Source organism: Streptomyces sp. NPDC001027 (assembly GCF_040299045.1).
Taxonomy (GTDB): domain Bacteria; phylum Actinomycetota; class Actinomycetes; order Streptomycetales; family Streptomycetaceae; genus Streptomyces.
Window position 1 is genome coordinate 27,196 of sequence record NZ_JBEPBI010000056.1, and the last position, 17,459, is coordinate 44,654.

Consider the following 17,459-nt stretch of genomic DNA (forward strand, 5'->3'; position numbering starts at 1 on the left):
CCAGTAGCCCGGTGCGCCAAGAGACCGGTGACAACCTGCTCAAGCGCCGAGATCCTCAACATGTAACCTGCCAACTCTGAACATTCTCCACTGTCACGTTGAACAGCTGCCCTTCCTTGGTGTATGCGGTCATTCGGATACTCTCGGGTATCACACCGCTTCCAGCATAATTCAGCTGTCCCGAGTACAGTACCGAGTTGTTGCGGCGAAGCTGCTTAGCAATCTTGTTCTCGCAACGCTTCATTCCGCTCTTGTTCATTCGGTCGAATCCCGTGAAAAGGTTTTCACTCTTCCATGCACCATGGAACATGTCCCCAACAATATGCGTGCGATTATAAATGGGCTTTCCGCTGGAATTTATGTTGTCTCCTTCCGGGAAGCCAGCCACATTCACTGTCGCTCCGTCATCCCTCTTACTTCCTGTCGGCTTCAGATCTCCCGGGCAGATAAGCGCAATCGCGCCTGTGGGGCGCCCATTCTCCAGAGGCTGATACTTGTATCGCTCGTCACGCGGTTTTGAACAAGGATCGTCCCGCTGGCCATTTCCTCCCGGATCTCCGCTGGCCGGAGTCGCTGCAGCATCCACCATGGCCGTAGGTTCGAACTGCGCGTCGTCGATAAGGCCAAGCATCCTTGCTGCCCCCACGATGCCGCTAACAGCGTCGCCAAGTTCCCACGCGGCGTCCTCAAAATCCGGCTCAGCTATGGGACGCGTCGGAGCTGTCGTCGGGTTCGAGCCGTTGTTGGGATTCTGGTCGATCGGCGGTGCCGGCGGGATGATCACGCAGGAGTTCCAGCAATCGCCGCGGCCCCCGCCGCGCGTGCCACGGCCGCTCCCCCGGTCGCCGCCTGTGCCGGTACCCGTGCTCGGTCCACGACCGCGGTCGTAACCGGTGTCGACGAGACCGGAATAGCCGACAGGCTGTCTTGCGGTTCCGCCGCTCCTCGGGGTGCTCCTGGGCTGGAAGATGGTGATGGTGGGCCGGTCCAGGAAGCGCTCGATGGCTTTGCCCGCGAGGTATCCCATCGGGCTCCGTCTCCTGAGCATCCGATACGTGGAAAGGGCGCCGTAGTACCGGTTCCCCGCTCCGTAGCTGGTGCCGTGCCACGCCGGACGTGAGGTCGTCGCCCCCCTGGTGGCGAACCTGGTCTCGTGCCCGAGAGGATCGATCGAGTTCAAGGGCGTGGCGTTGCCGTAGGTATAGCGGTTGCTCTGCGCCGATGGCATCGGATCCAGCTGCCAGGTGTCGCGTGAGCCGAAGGATCCTGTTCCCGGCTGGTACCAGCGGGCCGCCATGTTGACGTCGCCGCTCGCGGGGTCGGTCCAGCCGGACTGGTAGCCGATCGCCGGCGTGGTGCCGTTGGTCGCCGTTTCCTTGCCGAAGGGGTCGTAGGAGGTCGAGCCGGTCACCGAGGCGCCGTCCGCCGTCAGGCCGGCGACCAGGTCGGTGTGCTGGTCGGTCAGCGCCCACTGCTTGGTCGTGCCCGTGCCGAGGGAGAGCAGGGCGCCCTCGGGTGTGCGGTTGTAGGCGGTCGTACCGTCGCCCGCGAGGTTGTTGGAGCCTCCGTCGTAGGTGAACGTCGTCGTCCCTCGGGTCTGGACGCGGTCCAGGGAGTCGTACGCGTACGTCGCACCGCCGTCGGAGATCTTGCGTTCGAAGGCGTCGAAGGTCAGTGAACGTGCCGGCCCGCTGCCGGTGTCGGTCGAGGACAGGGTGCCTCGCGCCGTGTACGTGTACGCCGTCGTTCCGTCCGTCAGCTGTCGGTTGCGGGCGTCGAAGGTCGCCGTCGTCGTGCCCGCCCTGGTGCGGTTGCCTGCGGCGTCCCACCCGTACGACGTCGGCGCCGCGCCGTCCTTCACCCAGGACGTCATACGGTTCGCGTAGTCGTAGGCGTACGTGTTGGTCCCCGCGCCTGCCGTGCCCGTCGTCTTCTTCGACGTCAGGTTGTCGTCCAGGTCGTAGCCGTACGTCGTCGAGGCCACGCTCGTCGCGCCGTCGGCCGAGGCCACGGCATCCGACTTCAGACGGCCCAACTCGTCGTAGTCGTAGACGCGCTTGGCTGTGACGGTGTACGGCGCGGCGCCCGTCGGGCTCGTGGCGTACTGCTCCATGCTCGGGCGGCCCGCGGCGTCGAAGTCGTACAGGACGTCGCTGCCGGTGATCGAGTCGCGGGCGGTGTCGATGCGGCCCGCGGCGTCGTAGGTGTAGTCGGTGGCGCCGGCCGTGGTGGTGCGTCGTGTCATGCTGCCGTCGGCGTTGTAGGCGTATGAGGCGGTGCCTCCCGGGCCTTCGGCGGTCAGCAGCGCGCCACGGTCGTTGTAGGTGTAGGTGTTGCGGGTGACGCCGTCCGCTGTACCTGTCGCGGTCAGACGCCCGGCGAGGTCGTGCTCCAGGGTGCGGGTCACCGTGGACGCCTCCGCGCCGGTACCCGTCTCCCTCGTGAGACGGCCGAGGCCGTCGTAGGTGCGCTCGCGCTTCACGCCGCCCGGCAGGAGCTCCGTCACCGCCTGGCCGGCCTTGTCGTAGACGGTCGTCCAGGTGCGGTTGGCCGGGTTGGGGTGTGCGGGTGTGGAGGGCTCGATCGTCGACTCCGGCAGGCCCCAACTGTTGAACGTGTAGACGGTCTTGCCGCCGCGTCCGTCCGTCAGGCGGGTGAGGTTGCCCTTGGCGTCGTAGCCGAGAGACGTCGTGATCGACGCCGTCGCGGTGACCGGCTCCGTCTGGCTTGTCATACGACCCAGTGCGTCGTACGCGTACGTCGACCGGGCCTTGCTCCCCGCGGGGACCATCGCCGTGCGGTTGCCCTCTGCGTCGTATTCGGCGGACGCGGTGCGCAGGGCGGTGGCGCCGGTGCCGTAGTCGGTGGTGTCGGTGACGTCGCCGAGCGCGTCGTAGGACGTGGTCGTGCGGCGGCCGGTCGCGTCCGTGGTCTCCGTCCGGCGGCCCAGGCCGTCGTAGTCGAACCTCGTCGTGCCGGCCGGGTCCGTCACCGCCCTCGGCTCGCCGGCCGCGTTGTACGCGCTGGTCGTGCCGACGCCCGCCGGTGTCGTCGACGCGATCTGGTTGCTCGCGTCGTCCCACGTGAAGCGGCTGACCAGGTCGACGGTGCTCGGGCGGCGTTCGACGGTTGTCGCCGTCAGCTGCCTGCCCAGTTCGTCGTACGTGGCCTCCGTGCGGGCGCCCGTCGGGTCGGTGACCGACAGTTGGAGACCGGTCGGTGTCCAGGTGGAACGGGTGATACCGCCGCCGTCCGCGCTCGTGGGGTTGAGCAGGTCCGAGTCGGTCTCCGCCGTCATCGCCGCCGAGGCGTCGGCGGCCGGGTCCGTCGACGCGGTGAGCTGTCCGAACTGGTCGTAGGCGTAGCGGGTGACGCGGCCCAGAGGGTCTGTCGCCGTCCGTGGACGGCCGAGTGGCGTGTACGTGGTGCGCGCGGTCGCCGTGAGGGCCGTGCTGGAGCCAGGCGGAGTGTAGTCGGGCAGGGTCACCGCCGTGGCGCGACCGAGGCGGTCGACGTCGGTGCGGGTCGTCCTGCCATGGGCGTCGCGTGTGTCGGTGGCCTCACCGAAGGTGTTGTAACCGGTGAGGGTGCTCGGCCTGGTGGTGGAGGCGGTGGAGCCGTTCTCCTCCGCCTGCACCGCCGGGGCGGTCTGCTGGACCGGACGGCCGAGCGCGTCGTAGCGGGAGACGGTGGTGTACACGGCCGGATCGGCGCCGGCGACGTTGCCGCGGGGACTGACCGCTGTCAGCGGCAGGCCGCGGTCGTCGTAGGTGCCGGTGGCGGTGTGCGAACTGGCGCCGTCGGTGATGGTCTGCTCGGTGACATTGCCCGCCGCGTCGTACTGGGACGTCGTGGTGAGCTTCCTGGTCCCGGAGATCGACTGCGTCTGTTCCTTGACTCGGCCGTCGCCGTCGTAGGCGTAGGCCGTGGTCCGGTTGAGGCCGGACGGGTCCAGGGTGCTGGTGAGGGTGCGGCCGAGGGCGTCCACCGTGAACGTTTCGGCGGTCTTCCCGCCGCCGGTGATCCGCTGGGTGAGGTTGCCCGCCGGGTCGTAGGCGTCGGACTCCAGCACGATGTCGTGCCGGGTGCCGTCGGCCTGGGCGACCTGCCTGGCGGTGGTCGTGGCCGCGAGGCCGTCGTCGTAGTAGGTGTAGGCGGTCGTCGCGCCCATCGCGTCCGTCGTGGACGCCAGGCGGCCCGCCGGATCGTAGGCGTTGGACATCACCGTCAGATCCCGGACAGCACCCGACGGGTCGCCGGTCCAGTCGTCGAGGACGGTCGTGGCGTGCTGTCCGCGGGCGGTGTAGGTGTACGTGAAGTGGGCGCCGGCCGCGTCGGTCATGCCGACGGCCCGGCCGAGTTCGTCGTGCTCGAAGCGGGTCGTGTTCTGCTCGGCGTCCGTGGCGGTGTCGTTGAGGCCGTGCGCGTCGTAGGTGTAGAGCGTGGTCCGTTCGGCGTCCCCGCCGGTGGCGTCCTTGGTCGACTCCGACAGCAGGTTGCCGTCCTCGTCGTAGCCTCGGCTGATCACAGGCGTGTGGGTGACCTGCGTGATCTCGTTCTTCACGCCGGCGCCGGTCTCCGTGACGACGTGGGAGGCCGCGTCGTAGGCGTAGGTCGTGGTCACGCCGGCCGGGAAGCTGTCGGAGACCTGCTTCTCGGCGGTCTTCCGGCCGAGGCCGTCGTACGTGTACGACGTCACCAGGCCCGACGGGGAGGTGACCTCGGCCAGGTCTCCGCCCGCGTCGTAGCGGTACGACGTCTTCGCGCCGCCGGGCGTCGTCTGCGTGAGCACCAGGCCGGCCGGGGCCGTGCCGCCGCCGACCGCGGCCTCGGTGCCCGCGGTGTAGGCGGTGACCGCGGTGGACGAGTCCGGACGGGTCGTGGTGGTGGGCAGACCGAGCGTGCTGTAGGCGAACTGGGTGCGGTAGCGGGTGTCCTTGTAGTCGTTCGAGCGCTGGTCGCTGCGGGTCAGCGGTTTGTCGTTGCGCGGGTCGAGGGGATCACTCGCGTTGAGGTAGTACGAAGTGAAGCTCGTCCAACACGAGTCGGCGTCGCGGCAGGTGGTACGGGACACGATGTTGCCGCGCGGATCGTGGCCGGTGACCGTGGCGTGGCCGTCGGCGTCCGTGACGGTGTGGAGGTTGCCCGCCGTGTCGTAGGCGTAGGAGGTGACGGCGCCGACGGCGTCCTTCGAGGCGACCACACGCTGGCCGCGCAAGGCGTCGTAGCTGGTGGTGCTGGTGTGCCGGGTGGGGTCGGTGACCGTCACGGTGGAGGTCAGCCCCGAGTCGGCCGCTTCGACCTGCGCCCGGTAGTGGGCGGAGACTTGGGCGTCCGTCAACGTGCTGCGGTAGAACGCGGCCTCGTCGATCTGTCCGTTGAAGTAGTAGGTCGCGGCGGGCAGATCCATCCAACCGCCGTTGGCGTAGCCGGCGCCGAGGTAGGCACGGGTACGCGTCTGGTCGGCTACGGCCCCGTTGATCGAGCCGAGCTTCACTCCGTCCAGGTAGAGACTCTGGGACGTGCCGGCTGCTGTCAGCGCCACGTGGTGCCAGGCGCCGTCGGTGACCGCGCTCGGCGAGGTGACGGGCGTGGCGGACACGCCACCGGTCAGATAGAACCTGCCCCGCAGTTTGCCCGCACCGTCGATGTTCAGGACGGGGAGCGCGGAGGTCGGTGTCTGCCCGATGTCCGCGTTCTGGAAGGAGAGAAGCACCCCGGAGGCGGACGTGGTGCGGAACCACATCTCCGTGGACATCTCCGCGGCGCCGGCGAGGATCGACGGGGGAAGCTGCACGGCGCCCCCGCCGCCGATCTTCACGGACCGGTCGTCGCCCGCGCCGAACACACCGGGCTGGTCGAGCTTCGAGGCGGCGCCTGTGTCCGGCCGGAAGGAGGCGTTCATACCGGGACCGCCGACCTCGCTGGTCAGGGCCGTTCCTTCGGTCTCCCCGAGTCGCCAGTAGGCGGCCGGGGCGTCGGCCAGCGCAACGCCGTCGTACTGGTCGCCGCGCCCGGAGACCAGACTGCGACGGGCCTGGATGTGCTGGTTGGGGGCGTCCGTCCGGCCCGAGGCGACGGGCACGTATCTCCATACGCCCGCGGTCTGCGTGAAGGTGACCAACGGCTTGTCGTAGAAGGCGACTTCGTCGACCTGACCGGTGAAGTTGCGGTAGGCCGACCCCTGGCCGTCCCAGGCACTCGAGGAGTAGCCGCCGCCGATGTACACATGGGCGTAGCGGTCCGTCGCAACGCCGGTGGCCGTGGTGGCCTGGAGTTCGCCGTCCACGAACAGCGCCTGCATGCCCGCGTTTCCGGTGAGCAGGACGTGGTGCCATGCGTCGTCGGTGAGGTCCGCCTTCGACAGCAGGCTGCTGCCGGCGCTCGAGAGCCTGCCGCGCAATTTGCCCGCGGGGTCGATCAGCAGCATGGGACGCCAGCCGGTGGGTGTGTCGCCGAACTCGGAGTCCTGGTTGCCGACCAGAACGCCGGAGCCGGCGGTCTTGAACCACAGTTCCAGTGACATGGCCGGTTCCGTGCCGAGCGACTCGACGGGAACCTCGACCGCGCCGTCGCCGGTGAAGGCTGCCGCGGTGTCGTCGCCGTCCGCGAAGACACCCGGGGCGCCCAGGCCGACGGCGTCGGAGTAGGTGCCGGCCATGGCGTCGCCGAGGGGGCTGGCCGCTTCGGCTCCCCCGCGCTCGCCCAGACGCCAGTAGCCGGTCGGGCCGCTGCGCTGAACAGCCTCCGCGTAGGAGGAAGAGGACGTCGAGTAGGAGGGCGCGGACACCTTCCAAGTACCGCCGTTGTCGTCGGTGTGCTCGGTGAGACGACCGCTGACCGGGTGGTAGGCGGCGGTGGCGTGGACGCGGCCGGAAGGCAGCGTGACCTTGGTCAACTGGCCGGTCGCGGTGCGGGCCGCGTAGTGCTCAGCGACGGTCGCGGGGTCAAGGGTGTGGTCGTAGAAGGCCGCTTCGTCCATCTGGCCCTTGAAGTGGTACCACCCGCTGGTGGCCACTCCCATCCAGCCGGCGCTGCCGTACCCGACGCCGAGGTGGGCGTACTCGAGGGACTGCTCGGCAAGAGCCCCGGCCAGCGAGCCGACCTTGACGCCGTCCAGGTAGAGGCTCTGCGTGTTGGCCGCGGCGGTCAGCACGACGTGGTGCCACCGGCCGTCGGTGACGGGCTGCGCCGAGGTGATGGGGGTGACGGTGCGGCTGGTCAGGAAGAACTGGCCGCGCAGCTTGCCGGCGGCGTCGATGTTCAGCACCGGCCGGTACGAACCCGGCTTCTCTCCCACCTCGGCATTGTGGAAGCCCGCCAGGACACCCGAGGGGGTGCTGGTTCTGAACCACAGCTCGATCGTGGGGAACGCTGATGCCTTGAAGGTGTCCGCAGGCAGTTCGACGACCGAGTCGACTCCGTCGAAGCCGGCCGATGTGTCCGCGGTCCCTGCGAGGGCGGAGTCCGTGCCCAGCTCGGTGTCACGGTGCACGGCATCGTTCAGACCGGTGCGCGAGACGGCTTCGCTTGCGGCCACGGACCCTTCGGCCTCGCCGAGCCGCCAGTAGGAGGTGGGGGCCGAGTCCAGAACACCGCTGCGGTAGAGCGAGCCGGCGGCATACTCGTACACCGTGCACCTGGTCGTCGAGGTCGGCGGGCACACCCGTGTCAACTGATCGCCGCTGTAGGTGTAGGTCCAGGTGAGACCTGGTGTTGTCGCATCGACGGCACTGGTGGTGACCGTGGTGACATGCCGGCCGGTCCAGCCGAAGGCCAGGAAGCGGCCCGACAGGTCGTCCGTCACCTTCTTCACCGGGCCACCGGTCGCCGTCTCATGGGCGACGCTCTGGCTGCGTCCCGCGGCATCGGTGATCCGGGCGAGGACGCCACTCGACAGGAAGCGATAGGTGGCACCGGAACGTTCCCGCAGGATCCAGTCGGTGGACTGACGGGCCAGTGTGAGCGAGCCTCCGGACGGGCCTGTGTAGGCGCCGTCGGCGTTCTTGCCGAATCTCACCTGTGAACCGTCGGACTGGGTGACGAGGACGGACGACGAAGTCGTCTCCTCACGCAGCTGCATGTCCCAGCGCGTGGACCAGCCGGTGCCGAAGGCGCCGTCGCCACGTGGGTCCAGGGAGTTGTAGGTGCGGGTCAACGACAGTTCGGGGCCGACGGTGCTCAGTGCCGCGTCCGTCGCGGCCGTGACGTAGTTGCCCTCCCGGGTGCCGATCTCCTTGCCCTCGTCCGCGCCGCCCAGGTGGCTGGTCACGGCGGGCTGCGGCACCTGGGTGGTCATCAGGGCCGCCCCGGGACGGGTCGAGGCGGCGGACCCGTCGTAGGCGTACCCGTACCACGCGTACGTCTTGCCCCAGGACAGCCAGCCTGACGGCACCGCCCACTGCTGTGCGTCGCCGCGCGTGCCCGCCCTGCAGTTCTTGCGCAGATTGCTGCCCTCGGTCTCGCAGACCTCGAACGAGTACTGCAGAGCGGCCTTCGGGTAGCGGTCCGCGTCTGCTCCCTTGGCCCACAGGGTCGGGGTGAGCGTGTCGACGGTGATGCCGCTGCCCGGGGACTCCGCCGTCAGCTGCGGCGGTATGTTCACCGCGGAGAGCTTGATCGCCACTCCAGGCACGCCAGCTGTGGTGAAACGACTGACGCCGACCTCGTCCATCGTCCATTGCACGGTGTACGTGGCGGGTGTCAGGGGTGCGATCTTCGCGTTGAGGGTGACGGACTCGCCGGGTGAGATCGCCTGCGGCATCGGCGTCCAGCGGATCTTCGCGCTGTCCGTGATCTCCTTTCCCGCCGCGTCGAACAGGTTGTAACGCAGTTTGTAGTTGCCACCCGCCGGCCAGGTCGTCTGGCCCTGGTTGGTGACGGTCACCTTCTCCACACCCTCGGTGGTGGCGGTGACCGGCGCGGTGAAGTCACCGAGCGAGTAGGCGGCGCCGTACTTGGTCCAGGTGACGTCCAGGCTGGGCTTGCCGGCCGGGTAGTCGTCGGAGCCGAACTGCTTCCAGCTCTTGGAGTCGGTGGCCGACGCCTTGACCGCGAGGCCGTAATTTTTCTTGCGCGCGTGCGTCCAGTCATCGACCAGCTTGCGGCCTGCCGAGCCGAGCTTGATGGTCTCCCAGGCAGGTCCGCACGACCAGGAGGTGGTTCCGGCGGGTCGCCAGCCGTGGGCGAAACTCTTCGAGACAAGTGAGGTGCCGGTGGACGGTCCGGGCCATTTCGACGTCGTGGTCTCGGCCCAGTTCGACGTGATCGGGTGCACGGTCACCGGCCGGGCGGTGCACGACTGCGACCAGGTGTTGTACAGCGCGAGGTTGGCGCTGATCACCCAGGCGTTCTTCAGACTGGTCTCGAGCCCCGTGAAGCGCAGGAAGGCCGATGCCTTGTGGCTGCCCCCGTCGTACGTGCCCACCTTCAGCACGGTGTCGGAGGCGAAGTTCTGGTTGTAGGGGTACTCGACGTACGTGCCGGAGGTGGCCGACACAGACTTCACCGACGGGTCGACACGCACCGGGAACACCCGCTCGGGCGCCGACAGCCACGCCTTGTCGAGCTTGACGACCAGGACTTGACGTCCGGCCTCCGCCTCGAGGCTGTAGGTCACGGCGGAGGAGACAGCGCCCTCATTGGAGTTGGGCGCGGCCTTGGAGTCCTGCATCCAGCCCGCCGGCGCCCAGGCGCGTACCGTGCCGCCCGCATCCGTGAACACCAAGTTGTTCTGGGCGTCGAGGGTGGCCGTCAGACCCTCGAGCTTCAAGGGGAAGCGCCATTCGGTGGGCGCGTCGGCGTCCTTGAGGACCAGGGTCTCCTTGACCGAGTTGCTGCCCGCGGCGAGCTCCAGGTCCGCGTTGTGGCGCACGTCGTCGTAGGTCAGGGTGCTGTCGTCGGCCTGCCCGGTGACGGGGTGGGCGTCGTCCACGCCGTAGCCGACCGAGACGCCCTCGTCGACCTGCATCCGTACGACGGGGTCGGCGTCGGCTGTGCCGGCGAACTGGATCTGTGCCTCGGTGGAAGCGGTCTCCCAGCCTTCCTCGGCGGCACTCATCGTGCTGGGACCCGACGTGTCCTGTGGCACGAGCGTCGTGTCGATGGGCTGCCAGGCGCCGTCGCCCCGACGGAAGTTGACCGGGTCGGTGAAGAACCGGGTCGTGTAGGTCCCGTCCGCGTTGAGATACGTCTTCTCGCGTTCCGCTCGCCCGGTGGCCACCTCCATGCTGCGCTTGGCGTCGAAGCCCTGCGGTGCGGGGGCTGCGGGTGCGTCCGCTTCGACGACCGGGCCCGGCTCGGGAGTCCGGCCTGTGCTGGGCAGCCGGGTGACACCGTCCGCCCGCTCGGCGGGCAATTCGCCCCGGCCGGCGAGGGCGCCGTCACGGCCGCCCTTCGCAGGGGCGTCCGTCGCCTTCGCGGACGCGGCGTGACTGCGTCCTGAGGCGGACCCCCAGCGCTGGTCAGGCGCCTCCGCCGATCCGACGGACGTGGACTCGCCTACGGCGACAGCGACTTGCTCTGTACCGGCCATGACGGCCAGGACAAAGGCAACGGCGATGACAAGCGGACGTGCCGGACGCACGGAATCCCCCCACCCAAAAGATCACGAGTGGGCAAGTTCTAAATGATTCCCCGATAAAAGCACAAGAGATTCACAGACTTCCCACGTCTGAAGTGAACATGATCACGCCGCATTCGTCACGAAAGGTCAGGACCCAGGCGCTCCGCTGTGCACTACGGCCCAGCCTGGCAAGGGAGTTGGGGGCGGGCGTGGGTGCTCAGCGGCCGCCTCCCGTCGTGCCGATCTCCACCACCCGGGCCCAGGCGGGCGGGGTGTCGGGGACGTAGTCGGGGTTCGTCTCGTCGTAGCCGGTGCGGCTGCGGGGGAACAGGCCGATCACCGTGCGGCAGGACGGGCGGGTCTCGGGCCAGGGCGTCTGGCCGTCGGTGAGGACGACGATCGCGTCGGGGCGGGGGTCGGCCCGCAGGGCCTTGGCGAAGCCCGTGCGCAGATCCGTGCCGCCGCCGCCCACCAGGGGGATGCCCTCCGCGCGGCACAGGGTGTGCACCGTGCCGGCCGACGCGTCGCACGGCACCACGGAGACCAGGTCGCGACGACCGCCCACGGCACGGGAGATGGCCGCCACCTCCAGCAGCGCGCTGCCCAGTTCGGCGTCGCTGACCGAACCGGACGTGTCGATGACGACGCAGACCCGGGGCGGCCGGCGTCGCAGGCTCGGCAGGACGACTCCGGGCAGGCAGGCCGAGCGGCGCGCGGGACGGCCGTAGCTGTAGTCCTCGCCCGCTCCCGGACCCGAGGCCGCCGAGCGGACCGCCGCGCCCAGCAGTTCCCGCCAGGGCTGCGGCGGGTGGAAGGCCTCCTCCGCCCACCTCTTCCACCTGGCTTTCGGGCAGGGTGCCCGGTCCTTCAGGGCCGGGGTGAATGCCCCGCTCCCGCGGAGCGGGGCATGGGTAGCCGGATCGCCGTCAGGGCGATCCGGCGTAGCCGTCCGGGATGTGGAGGGCGGCCACGGGCGGATGGCGGCGACGGGGGTCGAGGTACCTGGCGCCGGTGGCTGGTGGTGTGCGGTGTGGTCACTCGGATGGGTGATGGTGATCGATGAGGTGCGCGGGCGGGGAACGTGCGGTCTACGTTCTCGGCATGGCACGGTTTCGGATGTACCCGACGGGTGAGCAGGAGCGGCGGATGCTGCTGCACTGCGCGCACGCACGGTACGTGTGGAACCTCGCGGTGGAGCAGCACGCGTACTGGAGTCCGGGGCGCGGGTCTGCGCCGGGGTTTGCCGAGCAGTGCCGTCAGCTGACCGAGGCCCGGCGCGCCAACGAGTGGCTGGCGGCGGGGAACGCGGACGTGCAGCAGCAGGCGCTCAAGGACTTCGCCGCGGCCAGGCAGGCGCGTTTCACGTCCGGCTTCGGTGAGCCGACCTGGCGCAAGAGGTTCGCGCATGAGGGTTTCCGTGTCATCGGCACCGACCGCGTGCCCGAGTACCACGCGGACGGCACGCCGAAGCTGAACGCGCAGACCGGCCGGCAGGTCATGGGCCGCTCGGTCGTGGTGCGGAAGCTGAATGGGCGGTGGGCGCAGGTGAAGGTGCCCGGCTGCGGCTGGGTCCGCTTCCGCCTCAGCGCCCGGGGCAGGGGTGCGAGGCTGCCGGACGCCAAGACGTTCCGGGTCACCTTGCGCAACGGGCAGTGGCACGCCGCGTTCGCCGTCGTCCCCGACCCGGCGCCCGCACCCGGCGCCGGCAAGGTCATCGGCATCGACCGGGGCGTGATCGTCACCGCCGCCCTCTCCGACGGGCGGATGCTCAACTGCCCGCAGCTCACCGCCAGAGAACGCGCGCAGATCCGCAAACACCAGCGGCGCGCAGCCCGCGCCCCCAAGGGCAGCGAGCGCAAGCAGGCCGCGTACGCGAAGGTCGCGAAGCTCAAGGCCCGCGAGGCCAACCGCCGCAAGGACTGGTGCGAGAAGACCAGCACCCTCCTCGCCCGCGCCTACGACCTGATCCGCTTCGAGAAGCTGAACATCAAGAACATGACCCGCTCCGCGAAGGGCGGTGTGGAGCAGCCCGGCCGGGGCGTGGCGCAGAAGGCCGGCCTCAACCGTGCCATCCTCGCCCAGGGCTGGGGCCTGCTGCGTCAGCGCACCGGACACAAAGCCCCCGGCCGGGTCGAGGACGTGCCCGCCCCGTACACGTCTCTGCGGTGCAGTGCCTGTGGGTGGATCGACAAGAACTCGCGCAAGAGCCAAGCCGAGTTCGTCTGTTCCTCCTGCGGCTTCACCTGTAACGCGGACACCAACGCAAGCCACAACGTCGCGGCAGGACAGGGCGGGATCCCCCGCCCCCGGCGAACAGCCGGTGCCGGAGGGGTGACAACGGCCACCGGCCGTACGAGCACCCGTGAACCTCAACCCAAATAGGTTGGAATCCCCCTCTTTTAAGAGGGGGAGGATGTCAAACGGTCAGGCTGATCCGCTGGCTCGCGTCCGCCCAGGAGGGCGGCGTCCGCACCACCAGACGCACCGGACGCCCGCCTCGCCCCGCGCCGTCGTACCGCGCGAGGGCGACGGTCAGACCGGGCCGCAGCAGCCCGTCGGGGGCGATTCTCGGCAGATGCCAGCGCAGCAGGTCGGGTGCCAGATGCCGCAGGTCGGAGCGGAGCCGGGAGACGAACTCCCGGCCGTGGGAACTCGCCAGGGTCCGCAGGTCCAGATCGACGTCCACGCCCGCGGCGGCGCAGGCCCCCGCCCAGTCGCCGGCACGGCGGCGCGCTGTCGCGGTCTCGATCATCGAGGCCGGCACGGCGAACTCGCGCACGCGCGGCCAGAAGGAAAGCAGGGAGTCCTCGTTCGCGAGGTGAGTCGTCATCAGCACTCACCTTGCGCGGACGGGTCCCCCGATCTGTCGACAGAAGGAGTAGTCATCGCGGGGAGCATAACGGCCGTGCCGGTGACCCGGCCAGAGATTTCCGCCGCCCGCCACTCGTCCCCCCGTCCACCCGCCCGCCCGTCCACCGGGTGCGGTGGGTGTGGGGCGGGCGGGCGGAGGTGCTCGCACCGGACGGGCGGGCGGAGGCGCCTGCGCGGGAACGCGTGCGTCGGGTCAGCGCAGCAGGACGCCCGCCCCCTCGACCGCCTCCGCGGACGGCGCCTCCACCAGCCCGAGTTCGGCGCCGGACGCCAGCAGGCGATGAGCCGGGAGGATGCGGACCGTGTACCCGAAGGGGCCTGTGCGGTCCAGCGACAGCGGGCCCTCGTAGACCCACCTGCCCTCCAGGTCCGGGCCGCCCGCCGGTTTCAGCGGGACCGTGGCCGCGTCCGTGATGCGATCCTCCTCGTCCACCCGGCCCGAGACGGCCTGCACCTCGACGTCGTCGGGGGTCAGGTCGCCGAGGCGCACCCGCACCCGCAGCGCGAGGGTCGTGCCGAGCTCGGCCGTGACGGTGGCCGCCGACGTCTCCACGTGGTCGACCGCCACGGCGTGCCAGGCCGAGCGCACCCGCTGCTTCCAGCCCGCGAGTTCCCGCGCCGTGCCGGGCGCCATCGTCCGGTGCGCGTGGGCGGCCGGGGTGTAGAGCCGCTCCACGTACTCGCGGACCATGCGTCCCGCCAGCACCTTCGGGCCGAGCAGGGTGAGGGTCCGGCGGACCATCTCGATCCAGCGGTCGGGCAGTCCCGCGCGCCCGCGCTCGTAGAAGCGCGGCGTGATGCGCTGTTCCAGGAGGTCGTAGAGGGCCGCCGCCTCGATGTCGTCCCGGCGGTCCGGGTCGGTTCCGACGCCGTCCGCCGTGGGGATGGCCCAGCCGAAGTCCGGCTGGAACCACTCGTCCCACCAGCCGTCCAGGACGGACAGGTTGAGGCAGCCGTTGAGCGCGGCCTTCATGCCGGACGTGCCGCAGGCCTCCAGCGGGCGGAGCGGGTTGTTGAGCCAGATGTCGCAGCCGGGGTACAGCTTCTGCGCCATGCCCATGCCGTAGTCGGGCAGGAAGACGATGCGGTGCCGGACCCGCGGGTCGTCGGTGAACCGGACGAGCTCCTGCACCAGGCGTTTCCCGCCGTCGTCCGCCGGATGCGCCTTGCCCGCGACGACGATCTGGATCGGCCGCTCCGGGTGCAGCAGCAGCTCCGTCAGCCGGTCCGGGTCCCGCAGCATCAGCGTCAGGCGCTTGTACGACGGGACCCGGCGCGCGAAGCCGATGGTGAGGACGTCCGGGTCCAGGACGCCGTCGATCCACCCCAACTCGGCGCTCGCCGCCCCCCGTTGACGCCACGAGGCGCGCAGTCGCCGCCGCGCCTCCAGCACCAGCTGCTCGCGCAGCTCGCGGCGCAGCTCCCAGACGTCCAGGTCGGGGATGTCGGCGACGGAGTCCCAGCGGTCGGAGCCGCCGACGCTGAGGGCGTCCTCGGCGCGCTCGGCGCCGATCTGCCGGGCGCCGAGACGCAGCACCTCGGGGGCCACCCAGGTCGGGGCGTGCACGCCGTTGGTGACGGAGGTGATCGGCACCTCCTCGGCGTCGAACCCGGGCCACAGGCCGGCGAACATCCCGCGGCTGACCTGGCCGTGCAGCAGCGACACCCCGTTCGCGCGCTGCGCCAGCCGCAGTCCCATGACGGCCATGTTGAAGAGGTTCGGCTCGCCGCCGGGGTACGTCTCCATGCCCAGCCGCAGGATGCGGTCGACGTCCATGCGGGGCAGCTCGGCGTCGGGGCCGAAGTGCCGGGCGACCAGGTCCCGGTCGAAGCGGTCGATGCCGGCCGGGACGGGCGTGTGCGTGGTGAAGACGGTCCCGGCCCGGACGGCCTCCAGGGCCGAGTCGAAGTCCAGCCCCGCATCCCCGAGTTCGGCGATGCGCTCCAGGCCGAGGAAGCCGGCGTGACCCTCGTTGGTGTGGAAGACCTCGGGCTCGGCGTGACCGGTGAGCCGGCAGTACGTGCGGACCGCCCGGACACCCCCTATGCCGAGCAGCATCTCCTGCAGCAGCCGGTGCTCGCTGCCGCCGCCGTAGAGCCGGTCGGTCACCCCGCGCTCGCCGTGGTCGTTCTCCTCGACGTCGGAGTCGAGCATCAGCAGCGGGACCCGGCCGACCTGCGCCAGCCACACGCGGGCGTGCAGCTGCCTGCCCGCGGGGAGGGCGAGGGAGACCCGGGCGGGCGTGCCGTCCTTCTCCTTGAGGAGGGTCACCGGCAGCTCGTTGGGGTCCAGGACCGGGTAGTGCTCCTGCTGCCAGCCGTCCCGCGAGAGGGTCTGCCGGAAGTAGCCGTGCCGGTAGAGCAGGCCCACACCGATCAACGGCACGCCCAGGTCGCTGGCCGCCTTCAGATGGTCGCCGGCGAGGATGCCCAGGCCGCCGGAGTACTGGGGCAGTGCGGCCGTGATGCCGAACTCGGGCGAGAAGTAGGCGACGGCGGCCGGGAGTCCGGCGGAGGAGGGCTGCGCCTGGTACCAGCGGTCGCCGCTCACGTAGTCGTGGAGGTCGCCGGCGGCCGCGGCGAGACGGCGCAGGAAACGACGGTCCTCGGCGAGTTCGAGCAGGCGTGCCGGCGGCACGCCTCCGAGCAGTCTCACCGGGTCGCCGTCCGAGCGGGCCCAGCGCTCGGGGTCGACGGAACGGAAGAGGTCGCGGGTCTCCGCATGCCAGGACCAGCGCAGGTTTCGGGCCAGGTCGCTGAGCGGCAGGAGGGGTTCGGGGAGGAGGGGTCGGACGGTGAGTCGACGGATCGCCTTCACATTCCACCTCGGCGTTGCGCGTTCGCTTGATGGGCGCACGGCAGTGTGCGTCCACGTCTGCTACGACGGTACCGGCGTCGACGCCGGCCTTGCCGGGGGCTGGCCGGAGCCCTGCGGCGAAGGGCCGAAAATCCCGCTTTCACTCCGCTGGGCCACCTTGTGGGGCTTCGCCCCGCGCGAGAGGGTGCCAGTGGTGCGCCCGACGACGCCGGCGCACCGAGTCGGATATCGACGTGAGGAGTTAACAACGGGCCGGATTGCTCACCCGCACAGGGTGGAAGGCTCCTCCGGTACTCCCTCGCAGGACCCACCTCCCACCACATCCATCCGCCCACCCCCCTTGATGCGGACAGGAGCGGTCATGCCGGCCAGGCACCACCCCTCGACACCCCCCAAGAAGACCCCCAAGGACGCCAGGGACCTCAAGGCCTCCAAAGACGCCAAGGCCTCGAAGGACGCCAAGGACGCCCGGGACGCCCAGGACTCCGAGGAACCGAAGAACCCCAAGAATCCCAAGGACTCCAAGGACTCCAAGAGCTCCAGGGACGCCAAGGGGTCCAGGAGCCCGAAGCCGGCGAAGCGCGCCGAGCCCACAGCGGCCCACACGGCCACCGCGCCCGCCGCGCCCACCGCGCCCACCGCCGTCGGTCGCATACCCGTCCTCGACGTCCGTCCGCTGGTCCAGCAGGGACGCCGGCCGGCCAAGGCGGTCGTCGGCGAGACGTTCGAGGTCTCGGCGACCGTGTTCCGCGAAGGGCATGACGCCGTCGCGGCCAACGTCGTACTGCGGGATCCGCGGGGCGAGCCGGGTCCGTGGACGCCGATGCGCGAACTCGCCCCGGGCACCGACCGCTGGGGCGCGGACGTCACCCCGGACGCGACCGGCCGCTGGACGTACACCGTGGAGGCGTGGGGGGACCCCGTCACCACGTGGCGGCGCCACGCCGGTGTGAAGGTGCCCGCCGGGACGGACACGGAGTCGGTCCTCGAAGAGGGGGCCCGGCTCTACGAGCGGGCGGCGGGCGGTGTGCCGAACGGCCCGGAGCGCAAGGCGTTGCTGATCGCCGTCGAGGCCCTGCGCGACGAGAGCCGCCCGGCCGTGTCCCGGCTGGCCGCGGCGTTGACGCCGGAGGTGGACGCCGTGCTGGCGCGGTCTCCGCTGCGGGAGCTGGTGACCGCGTCGGAGCCGCTGCCGCTGCTGGTGGA

General features: G+C 70.3%; 4 protein-coding genes and 2 pseudogenes. 2 read left to right on the forward strand and 4 right to left on the reverse strand.

What is annotated here, in order from left to right; genetic code table 11:
- Positions 1 to 55: 55 nt before the first annotated feature.
- On the reverse strand, positions 56 to 10,534 hold the full coding sequence (locus ABT300_RS17920) for a LamG-like jellyroll fold domain-containing protein (protein WP_351676382.1): 10,479 nt from the start codon (positions 10,532 to 10,534) through the stop codon (positions 56 to 58).
- 247 nt (positions 10,535 to 10,781) lie between these two features.
- Positions 10,782 to 11,402: pseudogene (locus tag ABT300_RS17925) on the reverse strand (vWA domain-containing protein); the annotation flags it as partial.
- A gap of 263 nt (positions 11,403 to 11,665) precedes the next feature.
- Between ABT300_RS17925 and ABT300_RS17930 the strand changes: the two are divergent.
- The gene (locus tag ABT300_RS17930; RefSeq protein ID WP_351676385.1) at positions 11,666 to 12,946 is read left to right on the forward strand and encodes an RNA-guided endonuclease InsQ/TnpB family protein; all 1,281 of its coding nucleotides are present in this window, start codon (positions 11,666 to 11,668) and stop codon (positions 12,944 to 12,946) included.
- A gap of 37 nt (positions 12,947 to 12,983) precedes the next feature.
- Here the strand turns inward: ABT300_RS17930 and ABT300_RS17935 are convergent.
- Both ABT300_RS17935 and ABT300_RS17940 read right to left on the reverse strand, forming a co-directional pair.
- Positions 12,984 to 13,394 (reverse strand): annotated as a pseudogene (locus ABT300_RS17935) (hypothetical protein); the annotation flags it as partial.
- A gap of 234 nt (positions 13,395 to 13,628) precedes the next feature.
- Positions 13,629 to 16,253 (reverse strand): glycosyltransferase family 1 protein, encoded by a 2,625-nt coding sequence (locus ABT300_RS17940; protein ID WP_351676387.1) that lies wholly within the window; start codon positions 16,251 to 16,253, stop codon positions 13,629 to 13,631.
- Between the two features lie 361 nt (positions 16,254 to 16,614).
- On the opposite strand from ABT300_RS17940, the gene ABT300_RS17945 reads away from it, so the two are divergent.
- Positions 16,615 to 17,459: maltotransferase domain-containing protein (locus ABT300_RS17945; protein WP_351676390.1), on the forward strand; the 845-nt coding region annotated here is incomplete at its 3' end.